Origin of the sequence: Streptomyces sp. NPDC086023 (assembly GCF_044540325.1) — a bacterium.
GTDB lineage: Bacteria > Actinomycetota > Actinomycetes > Streptomycetales > Streptomycetaceae > Streptomyces.
The window spans coordinates 1-22,243 of record NZ_JBITRX010000036.1 but is presented as its reverse complement, the minus strand read 5'-3'; the positions used below and the strand labels follow the sequence as shown (position 1 = coordinate 22,243).

General features: G+C 71.1%; 18 protein-coding genes and 1 pseudogene. 8 read left to right on the top strand and 11 right to left on the bottom strand.

Going from position 1 to position 22,243, the window contains the following annotated elements:
* Positions 1-52: 52 nt before the first annotated feature.
* Together ACIF6F_RS36570 and ACIF6F_RS36565 are read left to right on the top strand one after the other, a co-directional pair.
* Positions 53-1,444, top strand: coding sequence for a hypothetical protein (locus ACIF6F_RS36570; RefSeq protein ID WP_399957819.1), 1,392 nt, complete (start codon positions 53-55; stop codon positions 1,442-1,444).
* A gap of 95 nt (positions 1,445-1,539) precedes the next feature.
* Positions 1,540-1,956, top strand: a complete 417-nt coding sequence (locus tag ACIF6F_RS36565) for a PAAR domain-containing protein (RefSeq protein WP_399957816.1) — start codon at positions 1,540-1,542, stop codon at positions 1,954-1,956.
* A gap of 128 nt (positions 1,957-2,084) precedes the next feature.
* Here ACIF6F_RS36565 and ACIF6F_RS36560 read toward each other — a convergent pair whose 3' ends face one another.
* From ACIF6F_RS36560 to ACIF6F_RS36525, 8 genes are all read right to left on the bottom strand, one after another.
* Positions 2,085-2,462, bottom strand: coding sequence for a roadblock/LC7 domain-containing protein (locus tag ACIF6F_RS36560; RefSeq protein ID WP_399957811.1), 378 nt, complete (start codon positions 2,460-2,462; stop codon positions 2,085-2,087).
* Positions 2,463-2,542: 80 nt separating this feature from the next.
* Complete coding sequence (locus ACIF6F_RS36555; protein ID WP_399957808.1) at positions 2,543-3,115, bottom strand: GTP-binding protein; 573 nt, start codon at positions 3,113-3,115, stop codon at positions 2,543-2,545.
* A 22-nt stretch (positions 3,116-3,137) separates the two neighbouring features.
* Positions 3,138-3,509 (bottom strand): DUF742 domain-containing protein, encoded by a 372-nt coding sequence (locus ACIF6F_RS36550; RefSeq protein ID WP_399957805.1) that lies wholly within the window; start codon positions 3,507-3,509, stop codon positions 3,138-3,140.
* The gene (locus ACIF6F_RS36545; RefSeq protein ID WP_399957802.1) at positions 3,506-4,000 is read right to left on the bottom strand and encodes a roadblock/LC7 domain-containing protein; all 495 of its coding nucleotides are present in this window, start codon (positions 3,998-4,000) and stop codon (positions 3,506-3,508) included. Before ACIF6F_RS36545 ends, ACIF6F_RS36550 begins: the two co-directional genes overlap by 4 nt.
* The gene (locus ACIF6F_RS36540; protein WP_399957799.1) at positions 3,997-6,573 is read right to left on the bottom strand and encodes a nitrate- and nitrite sensing domain-containing protein; all 2,577 of its coding nucleotides are present in this window, start codon (positions 6,571-6,573) and stop codon (positions 3,997-3,999) included. The genes ACIF6F_RS36545 and ACIF6F_RS36540 overlap by 4 nt, the downstream gene beginning before the upstream one ends.
* Before the next feature lie 534 nt (positions 6,574-7,107).
* Complete coding sequence (locus ACIF6F_RS36535) at positions 7,108-7,962, bottom strand: CAP domain-containing protein (protein ID WP_399957796.1); 855 nt, start codon at positions 7,960-7,962, stop codon at positions 7,108-7,110.
* Between the two features lie 309 nt (positions 7,963-8,271).
* Positions 8,272-9,672: a hypothetical protein gene (locus ACIF6F_RS36530; protein WP_399957792.1), complete on the bottom strand. Its 1,401-nt coding sequence runs from the start codon at positions 9,670-9,672 to the stop codon at positions 8,272-8,274.
* 196 nt (positions 9,673-9,868) lie between these two features.
* A complete protein-coding gene (locus ACIF6F_RS36525) occupies positions 9,869-10,768 on the bottom strand; it encodes a putative adhesin (RefSeq protein WP_399957789.1) in 900 nt (299 codons plus the stop codon).
* Positions 10,769-11,034: 266 nt separating this feature from the next.
* Here ACIF6F_RS36525 and ACIF6F_RS36520 point away from each other — a divergent pair, with 266 nt between their 5' ends.
* Positions 11,035-11,814: a lysoplasmalogenase family protein gene (locus ACIF6F_RS36520; protein WP_399957786.1), complete on the top strand. Its 780-nt coding sequence runs from the start codon at positions 11,035-11,037 to the stop codon at positions 11,812-11,814.
* Here ACIF6F_RS36520 and ACIF6F_RS36515 read toward each other — a convergent pair.
* A complete protein-coding gene (locus ACIF6F_RS36515; protein ID WP_399957783.1) occupies positions 11,799-12,551 on the bottom strand; it encodes an amidohydrolase family protein in 753 nt (250 codons plus the stop codon). The genes ACIF6F_RS36520 and ACIF6F_RS36515 overlap by 16 nt on opposite strands.
* Positions 12,552-12,899: 348 nt before the next feature.
* Between ACIF6F_RS36515 and ACIF6F_RS36510 the strand changes: the two genes are divergently transcribed.
* Together ACIF6F_RS36510 and ACIF6F_RS36505 are read left to right on the top strand one after the other, a co-directional pair.
* Positions 12,900-14,804, top strand: coding sequence for a hypothetical protein (locus ACIF6F_RS36510; protein ID WP_399957780.1), 1,905 nt, complete (start codon positions 12,900-12,902; stop codon positions 14,802-14,804).
* A gap of 399 nt (positions 14,805-15,203) precedes the next feature.
* On the top strand, positions 15,204-16,622 hold the full coding sequence (locus ACIF6F_RS36505) for an MFS transporter (RefSeq protein ID WP_399957777.1): 1,419 nt from the start codon (positions 15,204-15,206) through the stop codon (positions 16,620-16,622).
* Positions 16,623-16,691: 69 nt separating this feature from the next.
* On the opposite strand, the gene ACIF6F_RS36500 is transcribed toward ACIF6F_RS36505, so the two are convergent.
* Positions 16,692-17,405 carry an alpha/beta fold hydrolase gene (locus ACIF6F_RS36500; RefSeq protein WP_399957774.1) on the bottom strand — a complete coding sequence of 238 codons (714 nt, stop codon included), beginning with the start codon at positions 17,403-17,405 and terminating at the stop codon, positions 16,692-16,694.
* Positions 17,406-17,640: 235 nt separating this feature from the next.
* Between ACIF6F_RS36500 and ACIF6F_RS36495 the strand changes: the two genes are divergently transcribed.
* Positions 17,641-17,961, top strand: coding sequence for a GYD domain-containing protein (locus tag ACIF6F_RS36495; RefSeq protein WP_399957771.1), 321 nt, complete (start codon positions 17,641-17,643; stop codon positions 17,959-17,961).
* A gap of 106 nt (positions 17,962-18,067) precedes the next feature.
* Here ACIF6F_RS36495 and ACIF6F_RS36490 read toward each other — a convergent pair whose 3' ends face one another.
* Positions 18,068-19,261, bottom strand: coding sequence for a sensor histidine kinase (locus tag ACIF6F_RS36490; protein ID WP_399957768.1), 1,194 nt, complete (start codon positions 19,259-19,261; stop codon positions 18,068-18,070).
* A gap of 266 nt (positions 19,262-19,527) precedes the next feature.
* Between ACIF6F_RS36490 and ACIF6F_RS36485 the strand changes: the two genes are divergently transcribed.
* Positions 19,528-21,825, top strand: a complete 2,298-nt coding sequence (locus ACIF6F_RS36485) for a hypothetical protein (RefSeq protein WP_399957763.1) — start codon at positions 19,528-19,530, stop codon at positions 21,823-21,825.
* A 244-nt stretch (positions 21,826-22,069) separates the two neighbouring features.
* Positions 22,070-22,243: pseudogene (locus tag ACIF6F_RS36480) on the top strand (amino acid ABC transporter ATP-binding protein); the annotation flags it as partial.

Here is a 22,243-nt window from a genome sequence, read left to right as displayed (position 1 = left end):
TCCTGACCGGTGGCCGGTGCCCGTACCGGGGAGGGGGCATGAGAGTGGGTGCATGGGAGTCATCGCGTCACTGGACGAACGGGACGTCGCCGTGGAGGCCGGTGGGAGTGCCACCTGCACGGTGCGCCTGCACAACAACGGCCGCACCGTTGACACCTTCACGCTGGACGTGCTGGGGGACGCGGCCGAATGGGCGTCCGTGGAACCGGAGACCGTCAACGTCTTCCCCGGCGACGACGCGGTGGCCGTCCTCACCTTCGCGCCCCCGCGCTCCTCCGAGGTGCCGTGCGGGACGAAGGCCTTCGCCCTGCGGGTCATGGCCCAGGAGGACACCGACGGTTCGGTGATCGAGGAGGGCACCGTCGAGGTGCTGGGCTTCTCGGAGGTGGCCGCCGAGCTGGTGCCGCGCACGGCACGCGGCGCGCGGGTGGCACGGACCAAGCTGGCCGTCGACAACCTGGGCAACGGACCGGTCACGGTCCAGTTGACGGGCAAGGACGAGAGCGGGGCGGTCGCCTTCCGCTTCAAACCGGTGCAGACCGTGGTCGAGGGCGGCACCACTGTGCTGATCCCCGTCCGCATGAAGATGAAGCGCCGCTTCCTGACCGGACAGCCGAAGACCGTCCCCGTCGAGATCGGCCTGACCGCCTCGGACGGCACGAAGCTGGAGACCGCGGGAGTGGTGATCCAACCGGCCATGCTGCCGCGCTGGTTCCCCAAGGCAGTGACCTTCGGTATCGCCGGGGTGGTCCTGCTGGCCGTGCTCGGGCCGGCGTTCTTCGACGACAAGCCGACGTCCAAGGCCGTGACCGGGGGGCGCCCCGACCCGGAGACCGGAGCCGGCACCGGCCAGGTCCCGCCCTCCCCGGGCGCCACCCCGCCGTCCCCCAGTGTTTCCGCTCCGCCGCCCGGCCAGCAGGGCGGGGACGGCGCAGCCGCGGCGGGGCAGGGGCAGAACGGGGGCCAGGCGCCGTCGGGCGGCGGAGCTGCCCCGCCGGCGGGGCAGCAGGGCGGGACGGGCGGCGGAACCGGGTCGGGCCAGGGGCAGACCGGGGGCCAGGCGCCGGCCGCCCCGAACGCCAAGCCGCCGGCCCAGGACGACGAGCCGACCTCGGAGAACATCCGCATCCAGGCTCGGGGCAGCGAGGACAGCCCGGGCTTCCTCACGAGCAGCCGGGTGGTCGCGCCGGATCAGACCATTGCCGTCAGCGAGGTGATCCTCACCAAGCAGGCGGGGGCCGAGGGCACCCTGGAGATCCGCAAGAACAGCACGGTGCTGCTCAAGCGGAACCTGGCGACCATGCCGACGACCGAGCGCGCCCGCTTCTCCGGCACCGTGACGTTCAAGCCCGGCGACACGATGGTGGTAGCCGTCCAGTGCGAGTCCTCCAGCAGCAGCTGCACGCCCACCGCGCTGTTCCCCGCCAAGGTCACCCACGGCTGACCCCCCGCAGCCGCGGCCTCAAGGCGCCCGTCGCCTCCGGTCCCGTCGGCTGTTCCGCCCCCGATCCGATCCCCCTTCAGAAAGGCAGGCCAGACGTGCCCGGATTCCCCGCTGCCCGGCTCGGTGACAAGGTCACCGGCAGCCACCTCCACCCGTTGATCCCGCCGCCGCCCAACCCCCCCGTCCCGGTGCCGATGACGTTCCCGTACCAGGCCACCCTCACGGGAGGCTGCTGCCCCACCGTGCGCATCGGCGGCAAGCCGGCGGCGACGCTGGGCACCGCGGTGACCCTGAGCCCCCCGCACATTCCGCCGGCTCCGCAGACGTTCGCACCCCAGTTCCCTCCCCCCACCAACACGGGCACCGTCACGACGGGCAGCGCGACCGTGCGCATCGGCGGCAAGCCCGCAGCACGCGTCACGGACATCGCGCTGACGTGCAACCAACCCGAGCCCGCACCCAACGGGCGAATCCAGCCTCCCGTCCCCCAGCACGGAGTGCGCATCGGTTGACCGCGGGCGGTCCGCCGCCGGCGCCGCTGGCGGGTATCCGGACGGCGACCGCACACGCGCGATCGCCGGCCGGCCGCTCCAGGGCGGCCGTCCGGCGATCACGCGTGCGACGTCACGCCGGCAGTCGGTCAGAACACCGGCAGGTCCTGGACGTACAGCGCCAGCTCGAAGCCCACGGCGCCCGGGTCGCAGCCGGGCGAGGCGACCACCGCCACCGCTCCGCCCATGGGCGGAGCGGTCACGAACAGCACACCGCCGTCCATCTCCACCAGGGTCTGGAACACCTCGCCACCGCCGAGCAGGGCGGATCCGCCCGCGGCCAGGCTGGCCAGGCCGGTGGCGAGCGCGGCCAACTGGTCCGCCCGGTCCCGGGGGAGGCCGGTGGACGAGGCCACCACCAGCCCGTCCGCGGAGGCGACCACCCCTTCCTCGACGCCGGGGGTACGGCTGACGAAGCCCGCGAAGCCGGCCTGCAGGTCGGCGGTCACGGCTGCTGTGCTGTTCACTGGAGCTCCTCCATGTCGGTCCGTTCGGTCCCTCTGGTCACTGCCGCCGGCGCGCGGTCGCGGATCCAGGCGCCCATGGCCTAGACGTGCGCCGCGTGCGCCCGCATGGCCTGCCGGACGACCTCGATCAGCATCTGCTGTACGTCCCGACGCTCACGGGCGTCGGTGTACAGCACGGGCACGGAGCCGGACACGCCCAACGCGGCGCGTACTTCCTCGGGGGAGTGGGTGCGCCGCCCGTCGAAGGGGTTGAGCGCCACGGCGTAGGGCAGCCGGCAGTTCTCGAAGTAGTCGACGGCGGCGAAACTGTCCTCCAGCCGCCGGGTGTCGGCGATGACCACACCGCCCACCGCCCCGCGCACCAGGTCGTCCCACATGAACCAGAAGCGGTCCTGGCCCGGCGTACCGAACAGGAACAGCACCAGCTCCTCGTCGAGGGTGATGCGTCCGAAGTCCATCGCGACGGTCGTGGTGCGCTTGTGCGGGGTGTGCCCCAGGGCGTCCACCCCCTCCGACGCCGCGGTCATCACGGCCTCGGTCCGCAGCGGCTCGATCTCGGAGATCGACCCCACGAACGTGGTCTTGCCGGCGCCGAAGCCCCCGGCTACGACGATCTTGGCACTGGTGATCAGGCGGCTGCCCGTCGTGTTCACTGGGTTCTCCTTGGGTACGGCATCAGAGGCGTTCGAGTCCGCGCAGCACCCGCTCCAGCATCGTTGCCGAAGCGCTGCGATCGTCGTGTTCGTGGACCCGGAGCAGGCCGTGGTCCGCCAGGTCGGCGACCAGGACGCGGACGACGCCGAGGGGGATGCCCAGGAGCGCCGAGACCTCCGCCACCGAGCGAGGGTGCCCGCACAGGGCGAGGATCTGCTGGTGCTCGGGCAGCAGGGTGCGGTGGTCCTGCAGTCCCGGCGCGGTCTGTACGAGGGTCTCCAGTCGCAGCCGGCGGCTGGCGTGGATGCGGCCCCGGGTCAGGGTGTAGGGCCGTGGGCCGAAGGTTTCGGCCTCGGCGTCCGGGCCGGAGGGGCCCGGGAAGGCCGTGTTCATGCCGCGGCTCCGGGGGCGTACGGTGGCGGGCCGGACGCCGGCGCGGTGGCACCGCCGGCGGCCGGACCCCGCTGGGCGGGGGTGAGGACCTCGCCGCACTGCCGGGCGAGACGGGCCATGTGGTAGCCCGCGACGCCCAGGTCGCAGTGGGGGGAGGCAAGCACGGCGAGCAGCGATCCGTCCGAGATCGCCATGACCACGATGGTGCCGTGGGCCATCTCCGCGACCGTACGGGCCACCCGGCCCCGGCCGAGCAGTTGTGCCCCGCCGCTGCTCAGGGCCACGATCCCGCTGCTGACGGCCGCCAGCCGGGCGGCTTCGTCGGCCAGTCCGGCCGACGAGGCGAGCAGCAGCCCGTCCGCCGACACCACGGCGGCGGAGCGGATTCCCACGACCCGTTCGGTGAAGCGGTTGACGATCCAGTCCAGGCTCTCGGCGGCCGGCACGGCCGGCTCGCCGGAGGCCGGGGCGGTGCGGGGGGTGCCGTTCATTCCTGTCCCCTCTCCGGGGTCTGCGGCGCGTCCTCGTCGTCGGCACGGGTGATGCCCTGGTGCAGGGCGCCGAGGCGGCTGCGGAGCCGCTCGGAGGTTGCCGGGAAGGGCGCTGTGGCGGGGGTGTCGGGGAACGCCGGCGCGTCGGGCGCGGCCTCGCGCGGGTGAGGGGCGAAGGCCTGCGGCTCCGGGGGCCGCGCGGCGTAGGGCTCGGGCGCTGCCACGCTGCCGGGCTTGAGCATGGCCATCGGGACGCGGCGCGGCAGACCTCCAGGGGCAGCCCGGCCGGCCGCGGAGGCCTGCGGCGCGTATCCCTGCGGCTCCGGCACGGAGGCCGCGCCGGCGCCCGGCGCGTCCGTCGCGTGGTCCCGCGGACCTTCCGCCTGGCCGGCGAGGGGGACGGGGACGGTCAGCGGCGGCAGCGCCGACGCGGACCAGTCACGGGCCCGGCCGAAGTCCGGTTCCGGGTCGAAGTCCGGCTCCTGGTCGAAGTCGGGTTCCGGGTCGAAATCCGTGGCCGGGTCGAAGTCGGGTTCCGGGCCGAAGTCCGGCTCCGGGCCGAAGTCCGCGTCGTCGGCGGCAACCGCCGGCGCCGTCACGAACGCCGGGTACTCGGGCATCGGGTCACCGATCGCCGTCGGGCCCCCGGCGGCCGGAGTCACGGGTCGCATCCTCGGGAGCTGCTGGGTGGTGTCCCCGTCCGCCTCCTCCAGCGCGGCTGCGGGCAGCCGCACGGCGAGTTCCTGCGGGAGGATGACAAGCGCGGAGGTTCCCGGTGCGGCGGCGCGCAGAGTGACCTCGACGCCGTGCCGGCGGGCCAGCAGGCCGACCACGTACAGGCCCATGTGCTCGGAGGCGTCCGGGGTCAGCGTCTCGCCCGTGGCGAACTGGCTGTTCGCCTGCTCCAGCCGGGCCGCGTCCATCCCGATGCCGTGGTCGCGGATCTCCACCAGGACGCGTCCGTCGGGCAGTTGCTGGGCGCCGACCTGCACCTCCGTCTGCGGGCTGGAGAACATCAGCGCGTTCTCCAGGAGCTCGGACAGCAGGTGGGCGACGTCGCTCACCGCGTATCCGGCCACGTACACGGGCGGCAGCGCCAGGGTGCCCACCCGCTCGAACTGCTCCACCTCGGACATCGCCGTGCGCACCACGTCGAGCAGCGACATCGGGCGTGAGGCCCGGGACATGCTGTGACCGCCCGCCAGGACGAGGAGGTTCTCGCTGTTGCGGCGCATCCGGGCCGCCAGGTGGTCCAGTTCGAACAGCCGCTTGAGCTGGGCGCCGTCGTCCTCGTTCTGCTCCAGGGACGTCAGGATGGACAGCTGCCGCTGGACCAGGCTCTGGTTGCGGTGGGAGAGGTTGCGGAACAGCGTGCTGACGGATTCGCGCAGTCGTGCCTGGTCACCCGCGAGCCGGACGGCCTCGCGGTGCACCGCGTCGAAGGCCTGCGCCACGTCGCCGATGTCGTCGCGGGTGGTGATGCCGCTCGGCGGTGCCTTCAGGTCCACGGTCGCCAGCGGGTTGTCCTGCAGGTCGCGCATCAGGTGCGGGAGCCGCACCTCGGCCACGTCGGTCGCCGCCTCGTGCAGCCGCGTCAGTCCCTGCGAGATGCTCCGCGACACGGCGAAGGCGAGTCCGAGGGCGGCGACCAGCAGGGCCGCGGTGACGCCGGCGTCGAGCCGGGCCTGGTCCATGGCGTCGTCGTACTGTGCCTTGCTCTCCGACACCAGCCGGTCCGACACGTTGACGGCCAGCTGGTCGAGGGCGTGCACGCGGCCGCCGAAGTCCTTGTACCAGGTGTCCGGCAGGGCGGGTCCGGATTCCAGCTTCTGGGGCGCCGCCAGCATCTGCTGGAGGGCCTTCTCGGCGGCCTGTGCCTGCGGAGAGCCGTTGATCTTCGCGAAGGCCGCGCGGTCGGCGGGCGGCGCAGCCATCGTGAACTCGCGCTGGGCCATGTCGCGGATCTTGACGGTGGCCAGCAGCGACGCCCGCTCGGTCGGGTTGAGCTGGCCGTTCGCCGCGGCCTGCGACATCAGGGCCCGCTCACTGGAGAGCATTGAGGTGCTCAGGGAGAGGGTGTACAGGCCCCAGCCCTGAGAGTGTGACTGGGCCAGCTGTCCGTCGAGTTCGTTGTCGATGCCGAGCAGCGACATGACCAGGCCGAGGTAGTTGGTGTCCGTCACCGATCCCGAGGTGTCGCGGTCGGCCTGCGCACGGATCTGGGGCAGGGCGGCGAAGGCTTCCCTCACCGCCGCCAGGCGGGTCTTGAGCTGCCCGGTCTGCGACAGTTGCGCGCTCTCGTCCAGGAACTGCCGTTCCAGCTTCGAGGTCTGCTGCCGTACGGTCGCCAGGCCGTTCTCGCCGGCGGCGCTCCGGGCGGCCGGGTCGATGGTCACGTCGCGCTCGTGCTGGAGCTGCTGGACCAGCGTGGTGCCGGTCCGGGCCAGCTGTGCCACCTCGTGGAACTGCTCGTACCGGGCCGCGACGCCCAGGGCGCCGTCCACCCGCAGGGCACCCAGCACCGTGGCCACGATCAGGGGGATGGCGATGACGGCGAGGAGGCGGGTACGCACCCGGAGGTCCCCCAGCCGCGGGAACCGCCTGCCCGGGGCCTGGGGGGACCGGGATTCCGATGCCTCGGGACCGCTCTGCCGGGCGCCGTCGGTCTCGGCCGCTCCCGGCCGGACCGACTGCTGCGCCGGCCCACCGGGGCGATGGGGCCGCGGGGGAGCCTTGCGGAGCCGGGGCCGGCCTTGTCGCTGCACGCGCATCTGTCGTCACTTCCGCTTGCTCGGAGCCCCGGGCGCCGGACCGGCGCGTACGGAGCGGACAGCCTCCGCCGGGCCGGCGGGGCGGGGGCCGTGCCGGGCGGGAGGTTCACACCGCTCCGCAAGGCCATCTGGTCCGACCGTAGGCGCGGGGCCGCGGGGGCGGACCGGCCGGTCACGGGAGGAGAGCGGAGGAGCCGGCCGTCCGCCGATCGGCGGACGGCCGGCCCCCACCTGCGCGGAAGCCCCCGCCCGGCCGCGGAGAGCGGCGGAGCGGGGGCCGAGGGACGAGCGCCGGGGTCCGTGAGGTGGGCGGAGCTGCGCTGCGGGGCCTGGGGACTACTTCCCGAAGAGCTGCACCCACCAGATCACGGCCGGCTTGGTCGAGCCGGCCACGCCCATGGTGCGGAAAGCGGGATTGAGCAGGTTCGCACGCTCGGCGGGGTCCTTGAGCCAGCCGTTCACGGCAGCCTGGGCACCGACCTGGTTGCTGCTGACGTTCACGGCAGCGGCATCCGTCGCGCCGGGCTGCTGCACCTGCGTGCCGTGCACGGCGCCGGCCTTCGTGGGCTGGTCCGGCATCGACCCGACGGCCTTCTCGGCCTGGGCCTGGAGGCGGCTGTCGAGCCTCAGCGGGGGGCTGCCGGCCTGCTTGCGGGCCTCGTTGACCAGGCTCAGCACCTCGGAGGGGGAGAAGGAGCCGAGCTTCTGCTGGAGGGCTTCGGCGCGCCTGAGCTGCTCGGCGGGGGACATCGCCGCAGCGCCGTCACCGCGCAGGCCGGCCGGGGCGGCGGCGCGCGTCCGGGTGGCGCGCGAGGCGGCCGCGGCGGCGGGCTTCTCGTGCGGGGTGGCGGTGGTGGCGGGCTTCTCGTGCGGGGTGGCCGCGGCGGCGGGCTTCATCTGCGGGGTGGCCGCGGCGGCGGGGGACGTGTGGGTGGCCGGGACCACGGCCGCCTTTCGGGGGACCGCCGGCGCGGCCTTGGCCTCCGGCGCGGGCGGGGCCGCGGCGGCATGAGCGGCGGCGACGGCCGGGGCGGGCGCGGCGGCCCGGGCGGGCTGCGCGGTGGCGGCCGGCACCAGGGCAGCCGCCAGGGCACCGGCTGCCGCGGCTGCGACCGCGACGGAGGCGACCAGCCGGCTCCCTGTCGGCAGGACGTGCGATCCCTTGGTCATGGGGGTCTTGTGGCGTCCCATGGGCTGCTCCTTCTGGATGCGCGGTCCGTTCGCTTGTCAGTACGGACGCCGGTGTCGCCAATGTAGGGCCCGGCCCGGCCGCCCCCGGCCGGGCCGGACCGCCCACGGCCCTCGCGACCCGCGTACCACCGTCACCGGTGGCCCCGTTCCGAACGTTCGGGCCGCAGGCCGAACAGGCTGGATCCCCCGCTCGCGTACGGGTGAGGGGGTCCTGGAGCCACCGCAGGCGGCGTCCTGTTTCCGTCGTTCTCCGCGAGGTGGGGTCTGGCCGGAGCCGAGGCCCGGCCGGACCGGCCCCTCGGACGGAGATCAGGTCAGGCGCTTGAGCGTGTACTCGCCGCTCGGTGTCTTGTTCTCCACCAGCCAGGTGTATCCGGCGAAGGTCACCTGATCGCCCTTCTTGGAACCGGCCGGCTTGATGGACTGCTGGGACTTCTCGCACTTCGGGAAGAAGGAGAGGAGGGCCGGGACCTTGCCCGTCACCGTCTTTCCGACCTCGGGCAGGGCGAGCGCGGCCCTCTCCTCCGCGAACTTCTGCTGGGCCTCCTCGGACAGCACGAGATCCTTTCCGGTGGCGGCTTCGTAGACCTGCTTGAACTCCTTGTAGAAATGGACTTCGGGCAGCAGCTTCCTCAGCTTCTCGGCAAAGACGTCGCAGCCCGGTTGTGTGCTCAGGCCGTGCTGGCGCAGGTAGCCGGGCTGGCGCACCCTGGTGAACCAGTCCACGGCGAACGGCCTGCCGAGGTGCCTCTCGATCAGCGTCAGTTCACAGGCGAACACCATCCCGCACTCGCCCTTTTCCCCGGTCACCTTGTGCCCGGCTTCGTGATACATGACGCCCAGGCCGAAGTCGTCGTCGAGGGCTGAAGCGGCGATGACGATCGTCCCGATCTTCAAGCGGTCGAGCCAGCCGTTGACGTCGATGTTGACCTCGTGAGGGTTCTTCCCTTCGACCAGCTTGGGGTAATGGGTGCTCATGACGACGTCGCGGATGGTGTCGATCGTCTCCGGCAGCATGAGTGCGATGGCAGGGTTGCCGCCGACACCGAGTCCTGTGGCGTCCGGCATGACCACGATGTCGTCGAGGGTGACATTGTTCGCGCCCGCGGTCGACAGGATGGACATGGCCCGGGCGTCGAGTGTCTCGTCGTAACCCGGGTAGCCCTTGCAGCCCTTCCGTTCCTGGCGGAAAGCGGCCTCGTTGCCGTCCCTCTTCTTCTTGGCCTCGTCGCGCTCCCGGCGCCGGGCGTCGGCCAGCTGCTTCTTCGCCAGAGCCTCCTGCTCCTGGAGCCGACGGGTCTCCTCGAACGGATCGACGACGAGGTACTGCTCCTGCCCGTCGCCGACCTGGTGGATGATCGTGGGACCGCCTTCCCCCTTCTTTTCTCCACGGTCGAGGATGACGGCTGCGACGCCGTGGAACCAGGGGCTGATCACGTCGTCGTCATACGCGTCGGTCTGAACGCGTTGTGCGAAGAATTCCTGCGCGCCCTGCAGCAGGTTCGCCGAATAGAAGCCGCCCTGGAACTGGTAGCCGACGAGGGCGTAGTACACCTGATCGGAGAACGCGTTGAATGCGCTTTCGTCTGTGAGCTGGTCTCCGTTCGTCTGGAATCTCGCCAGGAAGTCGCGGCCGGAAATGCTGGAGAAAGCATGAGATCGGCGCAGGGCGAAGTTCATGACGGCTCTGAATTCGGTGATCTGGATCAACTTGGCGCCTAACGGCCGGGGACTCTGTTGTTGTTCAGAGGTCCGATGGGTAAAGCGGGCTGGAGGCTGAACCGGAAACATTCGGATCTCAACCGCGAAGCTACTTTACGGCCGAGGAGTCGCAGTCCACGCGCTCTTTCGGCCAACCCTTCGGCAGGATTTTGCGGCCTGTCGGGTGCCTTCGGGGCAGGTAGGTTCAACAATCAGGGACACTCAGGCCGGCTTCGGTGATCTGCTGCCGCAGGTTTCTGGCGTAGTCGGGGCCCCATTGCTGGAGTATCCGCAGGGCGGAGACCTTTCCGAACTCGCTCAGGGTTTCCCACTGTGTCGCAGAGAAGTCGCGCTCCAGTCCGCTCAGGAATTCTTGTTCCTTCTTGATTTGTGCTTTGAATTCCTCTGCCCAAGGCCACCCGCTCCAGTCGATGTTCGGGCTGGAGAATGCGTCCCGCTGAGTTCTCGGCATCGACGTCTGGTATTCCATGAGCATCCCGAATTCCCCTGGGTGTGCCCCGGCTCTGAGTATGCAACAGTGCACCTCGTACCAGTACAGAACGCCCTCGAATCCAAGGTATGCCGCCCTGTCTGTCTCCCCCATGGCATGCCAGGACGAGCAGCTTTCCGCGTAGGTTTTCGCCAGGAACTGGTCGGTACTGTGCTTGAGCGGGTTTGCATGGGACGCGTCGGACTCGCTCTCTCCCCGGCAACCCAGGAGGTGAACCGTCCTGTTCTGGGCTGCAGCCCAGGCCAAAAGGCCCCGGCACGTGTGCTTGTCCTTGCACTTCGCCGGTGCGTCGCACAGCCTCATCTCGCGTGGCACGGTGACGAGTTCTCCGCGGCAATCACTCAGGAACGCGAGGACCGTCGAGAGCTCGAAGTCGCTGACCGGTCCGATCGACTGGTTGGCCAGGAAGGAGCCCGGCCCACGAGTCCGCCCTTCGGGTGCACCGGCGCCCCCCGAGACGATGAGCTGGCTCTCGTGAAGCGACAGGCTGACGCCCGGAGCCGAGTACAGGACGACACTCATCCCGGCAGGAACGCGCGGGCGCTCTCCGAGGGACGGGCCTCCGCCGTGGGTCAGCACGTACAGGTCTGTCATGGTGGGGGCTGCCTCCTGCTGGGGTCCGGAAACGGATGCCTTCCGTACCCTGCCCCCGCCGCCCCTCCTGGTCAGCAGCGGACGGCCAGCCGTCAGGGCAGACCGGAATGCCGCCCTGCGGCGTGATCCTGTTGGCTCGAAAGGGTGTACGGCGTGCCGGCCCCGGTGTGTGACGATGCTGCGCGGACGGCCGGCCCCACGGCGTTCCGCGCGGCCCGCGCCCCCTGCGTCATCGAAGCCGTGACGTTCCAGGAAGGGAGAACGGCGTGAAGCTGCCCGGCGGAGCAAGGCGCGTGGTGGAGGAGGGCCTTTTCCAGGCCGCCGCACTCGGGGAGATCTGGGCCGCCCACACCGGCAACCGGACCCTCCAACTGCTCACCAAGCCCGTCGCCGTCCCGCTCCTCGGGCTCAAGGCGCTCCGCCGCGGGCGCGGACTGGCGCCGACAGAGCGCCGGCTGATCCTCGCCGGCCTGCTGGCCGCCGGGGTGGGCGACTACTACATGTCCCGGTCCGACGAGGACGACCAGATCATCCGTGGCGCGACGGCCTTCGGGGCGATGCAACTCCTCTACACCGCGCTCCTGGTACGCCGTGGTGGCCGACCGCACCCGCGCAGCGCGGCCCTGCCGGCGGCCGCATGGGCGGCGGCGGCCGGCCTGCTGGCGGCCCGGCGGGAGCCCGGCCGCACCCGCGTGCCCGCGGTCCTGGCCGGCTACGCCGCAACCCTCGCCGGTACGCTGACACTGGCTCAGGACCCCCGCCCCGCCCGTCTCTCGAACGCCGTCGCCCCGCTGGTCCGCCCCGCCGCCGACCGGCGGACCTGGCTCCCGGCCGGTGTGGTGCTGTTCGCCGTCTCGGACACGGCGATCCTGCTGCGCCGCACCCTGCTGACGGGCACGAGGGCCAGAGGGGCCGCCCAGATCTTCGTCCTGGCCACCTACAACGCGGCGCAGTGGCTGATCGTGGAGGGCGTCCTCGCGCAGGGCGCCGCGGCCGCCGGGCCGCGCGGACCCCGACGGGCCGGGCCCGCTCACCCCACCCGGTAGAACGACCTGCCGTTGTCGTGCAGGACGGCGGCCACGTGCTCTCCCGCCGCTCGCGCCACCAGGTCGAGGTCGGTGTCGGCGAAAGCCCGGCGGGCCCGGGTGGAGGGCAGGTCGCTGCCCGCCATCAGGGCGGTCGGGTCGACCGCGAGCACCGCCTGCATCGCCTCGACGACATCGAGGTCGACCCGGCCGAAGCCGGTTGCCTTCACCTTCACCCCGCGCTCGACCAGCGACAACAGGTGCGGCAGGCCGTCGGCGTGCAGGCCGAGGTGGTCGATGCTCACCGCAGGGAGCGCCGCCAGGGTGTCCGCGATGCCGGGCAGGTCGCGGGCGTCGACGTAGAGCTCGGTGTGCAGGCCCGCCACGTCGTGCACGCGGCGCGCCAGCCGGTCGAGGTGCTCGACGCTTGCGGAGCCGCCGCGCCGCAGGTTGAACCGTACTCCGCGCACGCCTCCCGCGGCGAGACGGACGACCTCGGCGTCGGGGACGTCGTGCGGAACCTGCGTGACCCCGACGAAGCCCGGACCGAGCCCGGCGAGGGCGTCGAGCAGGTAGCCCTGGTCGAAGCGCTGGAAGGAACCCGAGACGACCGCGCCGCCGGTGACACCCAGCGCGGCGGTGCGCCGGCGGTACTGGGCGACGGTGAACTCCCCCGGCAGGTAGCCGTCGTTCTCGAACAGCGGGAACCGCCGGTCGACGATGTGGAAATGGGCGTCGAAGAAGGCAGGACGGGACATCCGGGGACTCCTTTGCACGGCGGCGCGCCCATGGTGGCCCGTGGCCCCGGCTCCGCAGGTGGTGCCACTCCGTTGCGCGCCCCCGGCACCCTCGTGACGTCCGAAGGACGTCATGTCCGCGCCCCCGCCGATCCCTCCCCTTCTTCTCCTCTTCCTCCTTCGTCCTGAGTTCCGCCCACGCCCGGCGTGGCCCTGTCGCAGCGTCGTCAGGGGTATCGGGGAAGGCCCGCAGGTCTGCCTGCGGGCCTTCCCCTTCGGCACGTGGGCGGGCGAGGCCCGGAACGTACCGTGCAACCGACGCCGCGGTCGGTCGACCCTGCAGACACCCCGAACGAGACAACGGATGACATGAAGGTTCTGACTTTCCTCTGCCACGGCAAGATGGACGACGGCGTGGTGATGTCGGACGAGGGCGTCCCGGGCCCGCCCACGTACCTGGTGCCCGCCAACGTAACGGTCACGATGGCAACCGAGCCGGGCCAGACCATCGGTCCGCAGGCGGCCATCAAGTACGCCAAGGACGCCTCCGGGCTGCCGCACACCTACCCTCCGGCAGCGCCTCTTCCGAACATGCGGCTGGTCCCGCTCAGGGGAACCCTCCGCACAGAGGCCCGGACCAAGACCAAGGGCTGCGGCACCCTGTTCCTCGACACGGAGTGCAGCCTCGCGGAGCTCGTGACGAAGCTGGCCCGCGCGAAGGACGACATCGAACTCCGTCTGATCTGCTGCTCGTCGACGGGACGGCGGACCGACAAGAAGATCCGCTCCGTGGAGGACGTGCAGCTCGCCCGGGAGGAGAAGCGCATCATGGAGCAGTACGCGCTCGATCCCGACGCCGCCCTGGAACTGGTGAAGAACTCCAAGGATCCGGACGGGCTGATGGGGTTCAAGAACATATCGATCGCGGTGACCGCCCAACAGGTCGCCGCGATCAAAGGCAGCGGCGTGGAGCACCTGTGGTCGGTGGCCGACGCGATATGGCACGCCGAGGAGCGCGCCGTGCTCTGCATCCTGGGCGGTGCCGAGGACAACGACGTGAGGTCGGACATCCGCACGGCGGCGGTCACGGCCCGCAACGCCCTGATGGAGGCCGTCCGGCAGGTGCCCTGGCACATGCCCGAGGCGCACGTGGCCTTCCGCCTCTGCTACGAGAAGCGCAAGCAGCGCCACAAGCCGTCGGCAGCGCTCTGGAGCTTCCTGGACGAGAACGTCCCCGACCTGGTGAAGCCCTACAAGGACCTCCTCCAGGTGATCGAGGCGGCGGTGGAGTACAAGCGCGTCCCCGTGAAGGAGAACTGGGCATCCTTCCACCGGCGGTGCGCCTTCTACCAGGGCATCGACGGACTCCGGGAGATCAGCGCCGTCCGCGAGGCACTCCGGGCGCAGCGGGGCCAGAGCCGGCCGGAAGAAGAGGAGAGGGGGCCGACGAAGTGGCAGCGCACCGCGGACAGCGCGGATGACGGGGCTCGGACCGCGCTGAACACAGCGGTCAACGCCTTCAAGAAGCGGGCCGGCGTGCGGATCCGACACAACTCCGAGGTCCTGGAGGGCGTCGTCGTTTCCGACGAGGAATGGGAGCGCCTTCGCACGACGGCGACCCTCGTCACGTCGGGGCAGGAGCTGGTGTTCACGATGGAGGACCTCCGGGGCTCGATGGGCGGTGAGATGTGGACGTTCCCCTGTCTGCTCGTGATCCGTCCGGAAGCGGTACCCGTCACGGCCGGGCTGTACGTGCAGCCGGGGCGGGACCGGTACCCGGCCACGCCGGGGCACCCCGCGGTCGCCCGCCCGTCCGCCACCCGGGAGGCGGCCGCCGAGGTCCCCTTCCCGGCGCGCCGGCTCCAGGTGCAGATGCGGAACCGGCCCCCGGCCACCCGGGAGAACCCCGCGCCCGCCTGTCCGCCCGCCACCCCGGAGGGCGAGCTCGCCGCCGCGGTCACCTTCCTGGCGAGCCGGCTCCAGGTGCAGATGTGGGACGGCACCGACTATCTCGGGGACGTCGAAGTCCCGGCCGAGGGGTGGGAGCGCATGCGCACCGAAGCCGTCGCCTGGCCCACACAGGACCGCACGCTGGCGTTCGGGATGGAGGACCTCAGAGGAGTGATGGGGGGCCAGATGTGGACGTTCCCCTGTCTCCTCGTCATCTCCCCGGCGTACACGGTCGACGAGAAGACCCACGTGCCCAAGAGCTACCGACTGCTCCTCCAGCCCGGCCGCCAGGCCGTACCCGCGACGCCGGGGGAGAAGTTCTGACCGTCCCGGCGGCCGGTACGGACGCGGCACCCCGTCCGAGCGGCCGCAGGGACGACGCGGTACGCGGACCCGCCCGTCCCCCCTTCGGCCGGACTCCGGGGCTCCCCCTCGCCCGGCGGTACGGGCGTCGATAGCGTGAAGGCAGAACGCGGAACCGGTGGGACGGGACGCCGCGTACACCCCCGCCGACCCGACGCCGCCTCCTCCGTAGGGTCGGACGGTCTGTGCGGGAAGCGTGATCGGCTTCCCGCGCGGACCGGGGAGAGGGCCTTCCGCGGCCGGATGGCTGTCGGCCCCGCGGCGACCGCCGACCGGGGGCCGTGATCCGTACCGAAGGCGAACGGCCGGCGCCATGTGGCGTGCTCGGATGCGGGCCGGTGATCGTCCTACCATGCCCCAATGACGCGTGGAACCAGCCCGCCGGCGCAGCGCCGGCCCCCCGGGAACAGCAGGCTGGCACCGCTCTTCGCGGTCTGCGTGGGCTACTTCATGGTCATCCTGGACGTGACCGCCGTCAACGTCGCCGTACCGGTGCTGGAACGGGACCTGGGAACCTCCCTCACCGCGGTGCAATGGGTCACCAACGGCTACACCCTCACCTTCGCCGCCCTCCTGCTCACCGGAGGGGCACTGGGAGACCGGCTGGGCAACCGCCGGGTGTTCTGCGCCGGAGTCGTGCTCTTCAGCGCCGCGTCGGCGGCCTGCGGCCTGGCCCCCGACGTGGTGGTCCTGACCGTGGCCCGGCTTCTGGAGGGGGTCGGGGCCGCGCTCATCGTGCCCGGTTCCCTCGCCCTCCTCCAGCAGGTCTACCGCTCGCCGGACGACCGGGCCCGGGCGTTCGGACTCTGGGGCTCGATGGCGGGCATCGCCGCGTCGGCGGGGCCGCTCCTGGGCGGCCTGCTGGTCAGCACGGTGGGCTGGCGCTGGGTGTTCTTCGTCAACCTGCCGGTCGGGGTCCTGTGCATTCTGCTGACACTGCGTCACGTGCCCGCCTCGCCGCGCAACCCGGGCCGCTCCGTGGACTGGCCCGCCCAGTGCGCGCTGGTCGCCTTCGTGACCCTGCTGACCACCGCACTCAACGAGGCCGGGCGCCTGGGCTGGACGGCGCCCCTGGTGCTCACCGCCGCCGCCCTGTGCCCGGTGGCGGCCGCCCTGTTCGCCCTGCGCGAGCACCTGGCGCGCTCGCCGGCCCTGCCGCTGCCGCTGCTGGCCTCCCGGCCGCTGGCCGGCGGGGCCGCCATCGGCCTGCTCTTCAACTTCGCCTTCTACGGCATGGTGTTCACCGCGAGCCTGTACTTCCAGCACGAGCGGGGCCTGAGCGCCCTGCACACCGGCCTGGCGCTCTTCCCCGCCGTCGCGATGTCGATGTTCGCCTCGGCGCTGTCGGGACGGCTTGCCCGCCGTACCGGCCACCGCCCCCTGGTGATCACGGGCATGCTGGTGGGCGCGGCGGGCCTGGCCGGCTGGGTGGCGGCCGGGGCGGACCCGCCGTACCTCCTGCTGGTGGTCCCCATGATGGCCACGGGCTTCGGCACGTCGTTCGCCCTCACCGGGGCCACCTCCACCGTGATGGCGGCAGCGCCGGAGAGCCACGCCGGCACCGCTTCCGCCCTGTTCAACACCACGCGCCAGATCGGCAGCGCGGCCGGAGTCGCGCTGGGCGGGTCACTGCTCGCCTCCGCCCAGGACTTCACCGACGGCGTGCGTCTCAGCATGGCCGTCGGCGCGGCCGCGTACCTCGTCGCGGCCGGGCTGGCCGCTCGGTGCGTGCCGCGCCAGGCTCCGCCCCGCCCGCCTGCCCGGCCGGCCGCCGAGTGACACCGCGCGTCGGGTGCGGTGGGCTGTCGCCGGGTGCCTGGCGACGCTCCTGCGCATCGCCGCCAGGGGTTACGCGACCGCCTTCGCGGCGGTCACGATGAGGTCGGCGACCTCGTCCGGGCGGGAGACGGCCACCGCGTGCGAGGCGTCCACCTCCACGGTGTCGGCACCGGCCCGCCGCGCCAGGAACCGCTGTGCGGTGGCGGGGATGGCCCGGTCCTGCGTGGCCACCAGGTACCAGGACGGGATGTCCTTCCAGGCCGCGCCGGTGCTGTCGTCGGACAGGCTGGCCGCCTCCACCGGGCGCTGCACCGCGGCCAGTACGGCGGCCGTGGCGGGGTCGACGTCCGCTGCGAACACCGAGCGGAAGGAGCCCGGCCTGATGGAGAGGTCGGTGCCCTCCTCGCCGCCTCCCCGGGCGTAGGGCAGGGCGTCGAGCGCCGCGGGCAGCTCGCTGCCCGGGAAGAGCTCCAGGATGTCGTTCGCGCTCTCACCCACCTCCGGGGCGATGGCCGCGACGAACACCAGGGCGCGTACGTGGTCGAGGCCCTCGGCGGCGTTGGTGATGACCTCGCCGCCGTAGGAGTGGCCGACCAGGACGATCGGGCCGTCGAGCGCCTTGAGGTACCCGGCGAGGTAGGCGGAGTCCTGGGCGAGGCCGCGCAGCGGGTTGGCGGGGGCGGTCACTTCGTAACCGGCGTCCTGGAGGTTGCGCACCACGCCGCTCCAGCTGGAGGCGTCGGCGAAGGCCCCGTGTACGAGAACGATCCTGGGAAGGCTCATCTTCACATTCCTTACTGGGTGGACCGCGAGCCTTTCACCCGCTTCCCTGTCCGGCCTCCTGCCTCCGGTCACGCCGAGGACGGACTTCCGGTCCTTCGGACGACCTAGTGCCGCGTACCGGTCGGTGCCCCGTCCGCGCGCGAACAGGTGAATCCGCACCGCGGCGGACGGCAGCGGCCGCGACGGCGGGAAGGACCTCGTACGTACCGGACCGGCAAGGCCAAGGAGCGTCCTGATGCCGAAATTCCTGATCCAGGCGACCTACACGCCCGAGGGCGCCACGGGTCTGCTCAAGGAGGGCGGGAGCGGCCGGTGGGCCGCTGTCGAGCAGGTCGTCACCGACCTCGGCGGGACCGTCGAGGCCATGTACTTCGCCTTCGGGGAACACGACGTCGTCATCGTGCTCGACTTCCCCGACCTGGTCTCCATGGCAGCCGTCAGCCTCGCCGTCAAGGCCAGCGGCGGTCTCCTGACCCAGGCCACCCCTCTGCTCACCCTGGCCGAGATCGACGAGGCCACCCGCCGGGAGGTCGCCTTCCGCTCTCCGGGCGACTGAGGGCCGTGTCGGCCGTGTCCCCGTCCTGAGGCGCCGGGCCTCCGGCGCGGCCGGCCGCGCCGGAGGCCCGGAGACGTCGGCGAGGAGAAGCAGCGCGGACGTCCGCTCACGGTGCGTCCGCCGGGTGCGCCGGCAGCTCGATGACGGCGGACGTTCCGTGGGGCAGCACGTTCTCCAGAGTGAAGCGTCCGCCCATTCCCTCCACCCTCACCCGCTGCGACGACACCCCGATGTGGCCCTCCCTGGCCTTGGTGTCCAGCAGGCCCGGCGCGATGCCCTTGCCGTCGTCGGTGACCTCCAGCCGCACCACCTCTCCGGACATGTCCAGCCGGACCCGTACCTGCTGCGCCTCCGCGTGCTTCACGATGTTCGACAGGAACTCGCCGGCCGCCCGGAAGACGAGCTCGTCCACGGGAGTGGGGCCGTTGTGCCGGCAGGCGAAGTCCAGTACGAAGCCACCCCTGCGCGCCCCTTCCTCGAACAGCGACCGCAGGGCGCGCTCCAGCCCGGCCAGTTCCACCTGTTCGGGGTGCAGCTCCGTCACCGACGAACGGAGCCGGCGGGCGGCATCGGCGAGGGCGGACTCCAGGCGGCGCAGGTGCTCCGTGACGTCCTCGCCGGGTGCGGCCTGGCTGATCTCCTCCGCGTCGAGCTTGGCAGCCAGGACGCTCTGCAGGACGCCGTCGTGGAGGACCTCCGAGATCTTCCGCCGCTCGTCCTCCTCCACGGTGATCACCTGGCTCAGCAGCACCGACCGCTGCTGGACCAGGGCTCCGATGGTGGAGACCCTGGACCGTTGGAGGGCGGAGAAGAGCACGCAGCACAGGGACACCATGGCGATGAAGCAGGCGTGTGTGATCAGGTACACCCAGTTGGGGGCGGGGGCGGCGCTGACCGCGGCCCCGATGTAGACGGCCACCGAGGCGATGCCTGCGAACGCGGTCACGTAGGGGACGAGCTGGAAGGCGACGACGATGGGAACGAGGAAATAGAGGTCGTCGAAGAGCGTGATGTAGTTCGACGTGTCCTTGGGGAACCCGCCGGAGAGCACCAGGACGGTGGTCATCGCGGTGAGGTCCAGCACCATCGGCCAGAGCGCGGCGCGGAACGGCGTCATCCGGTCCCACTGCGCGAACAGCAGGAACACGTTGACCGCCACGTAGGACCACATGATCGCGTAGACGATCGACGGATGGTCGCGCGGCGGAAAGACTGTCATGTTCATGATGAAGAGCGCGAGCGTGACCCCGATCCGTACGGCGCTCTGGATGCGCAGCGCGAGCCATGCGTTGTCGCGCATCAGGGTGGACACCGTTGCCCCGGACGGCACGTCCGGGCGCCGGAACGTCGGCGGCGCGAACCGAATGGAGTGGCCGTTGCCCGCCATGTGACCTCCCCGGTCGGGAACCCTCATTATCGGCCGTCCGTCCGCCCCGCGTCGTGCCGACGGAAGCGGCGCGCGGGGCGGCCGGGCGTTCACTCACCCCTGTGCCAAGGTCCGCCCCTTTGGGATACGAGGGGGTGCGCGGGCAGGGGAGCATGACGTCTCCAAGGAAAGGGACGTGAATGGAAGCCATGGAATTCGAGAGGGCTCGATGGATCGGAGGGAACAAGGTTCCCGCCGGGAAGCCCACCGACTTCAAGCACGGCCGGGATCTGGTCTGCTCCGACTGGAACCCCATCTTCGCCGAATGGGTCGAGGGCCAGATAGAGTCCGGAAACCCGGGTTTCGCTCCCGGGCTCACCGTGGACATCAACTGGCTGATCTCCTATCGGCGGCTGTTCGACGAACTGTGCGCCGGAAAGCCCGAAGGCGAGGACAAGGAGTTCGTCCGCATGTACAGCGCGGCGGACGACCGGGTCTCGGCTCTCATCGAAGACTTCGCCAAGTTCTGTAAGCGGAATTACACGGACATCTCCCCGGCCCGGCGCATGGCCGACCAGGGCGACCGCGTCTGGGAGCAGCTTTCCTTCCACAAGGAGAGCCATCTGATCGCGAAGGCGTACGTGGTCCAGTACCTGCAGCTCGCCGACCAGCTGGGCAAGGTCCCCCAGGAAGTGCTGGACCACGTGGTGCAGAAGAAGACGCTCCGGGACCGCCTCGGTGGTGGTGACTCCACGCAGCCGGACGACGGCATCTCGCTGAAGTCGGCCGAACTGAAGCACTTCAGGAACCTGGTGCCGATCGCGGACGCCCTCAGGAAGATCTCCCTTGAGCAGGGGAGGCTGCTCGACGGGCTGTACCGGGCCGAGGAGGGCGGCCTGCGCGTGTGGCAGCTGCACAAGGAGGCCGACCTCAAGAGTGCGGGCAAGGTGCTGCCGGAGCAGTACGAGAAGCTGATCAAGGTCCACATGCCGAAGCTGCCGGACTGGTACGACCTGATGCAGGGATCCATGAACGTGTTCGTGGCACAGGCGGATGCCCTCGCCAAGGATTACGACAAGGAGCTCAAGAAGATCGCCACCAAGCAGGTGGTGAAGGTCCTGGGAAAGGTCAATCCGACGTACGCGGGTGCCGCACTGGCCCTGCACGGTGCGGCCGCCGCGACCGGCGTCACCGCGGCGACCGTGAGTCCGATCATCGGCCCCTTCTCCATGCTGGTGGGGCTCGGCGCGGCGGCCCTGGAGAAGGGCGCGGCGAAGGTCGAGAAGAAGGGCGCGAAGCAGGCCCTCAAGGACCGAGACGCCTGGATCGACACGGGGGTGACGATGAAGATCAAGAGGGTCGACCCCATCAAGAACGCCTTCAAGGCCACGAAGATCGGCGCAGCGGCCACGAACAAGGCGGAGGGGCTGCTCACCCAGGCCGAGCAGTGGCACATGGCGGCGACGATGACCCAGGGCGCCCAGGCCGTCGGTCCCATCGGGCAGGTGCTGGGGGAGGCGAGCCTCCCGCTCGCGGCCATCAGCGGCGTCGCCGGCATGGCCAACAGCATCTACGGGGCCGCGGTCGACTTCACCACGGAGGAGAAGTTCCCCGACCACGTCAAGCGGCGGGTCGCGGATCTGGCCAGGAGCAGCGGCGAGAAGAGGAAGTCGACCCGTGTCGACCAGCTGAAGCGGGCGAAGGCGGCCGTCGACTCGGGCGCCAGCGTACTGGCCAGCGTCCGCGCGGGTCTGGACAAGCAGATCAACCCGGAGGCCAGGTTCCGCAGGGGCGAGATCCTCTTCGTGACCGACCTGCGGGCCCTGGTCGCGCGCGAGGCGTGGCCCGAGTGCGTGGGGAGGAAGGGGGACCACTTCGTCTTCGCCAGCCACGACGTCCAGTGCAACGAGGGCGGCGGAAGCCTGGGGAAGTACACCACCGACGGGATCGTCAAGCGGATGGTCTGGACGTGCACGGTGGAAGGCAGGTTCGTCCAGATCGAAGGCGTCGAGGACAACTGGCGCGCTCCGAAGAACTTCGAGCTGAGCCCCCGGCGCAGCATGCTCATCTACAACGCCGGTGACGATTTCCGCAAGATCGTCGCGAAGGCGTACCAGCTGGAGCTGGTGGCTCGTGACCCGAATTTCCCCCGGTACTTCAGCCGCGTGGACTGGACGTCAGATCACTACGCCAAGGGCGTGGACGAGGCCTGTCGGCAGTGGGCGGACATGCAGCAGGCGCTGGACGCCCAGTTCCTGAAGATCGCGACGGAAAAGAAGATCGAGCTGACCGACCAGACGCACCAGCAGTGGCCCGCCCTGTGCGACCTGGTGGGTGCCTGGTCGGACGCCACCACAACCCGCGGATCGGGCGTGGAGTACGTCCGGACCGCCAAGGCGGACGCGCCGGAGCTGGTGAAACTCCAGGTGGCCTTCTGGAACCGCGCCAACGGCCAGAAGGACCTCGACTGCAACGACACCTTCTGGTTCGAGGGGTGATACGGATTCCGATATGCCCCGGCCGGTGCCGGGGCATATCGGCTCGGCCGCCGGCCCCGCGGTCCTCACAGGCCTGTGAAAAGCACGGGCGATGGCTTCGAGAAAGGTACTAGTAACTTCGGAGATCAGAACTGCCCCAAAGGGTAGACCTCCGAAATGAAGCTCAATTTATCCTCAGCTCTGATGACTTCCGGCCCGTCTCCTCCTAGGGTCCTGATTCCCGACAGGACGGAGCGAAAAGGCCATGAACGTGGTGGCAATGACCAAGAACGACCCGGGAGCGGTCCGGGCGACTGACGGCCTGGTCGTACTGAGCAACGTCGACAAGCACTTCGGCGCGCTGCACGTGCTCCAGGACATCAACCTGAGCATCGCCCGCGGTGAGGTCGTCGTCGTGATCGGCCCGTCCGGTTCCGGC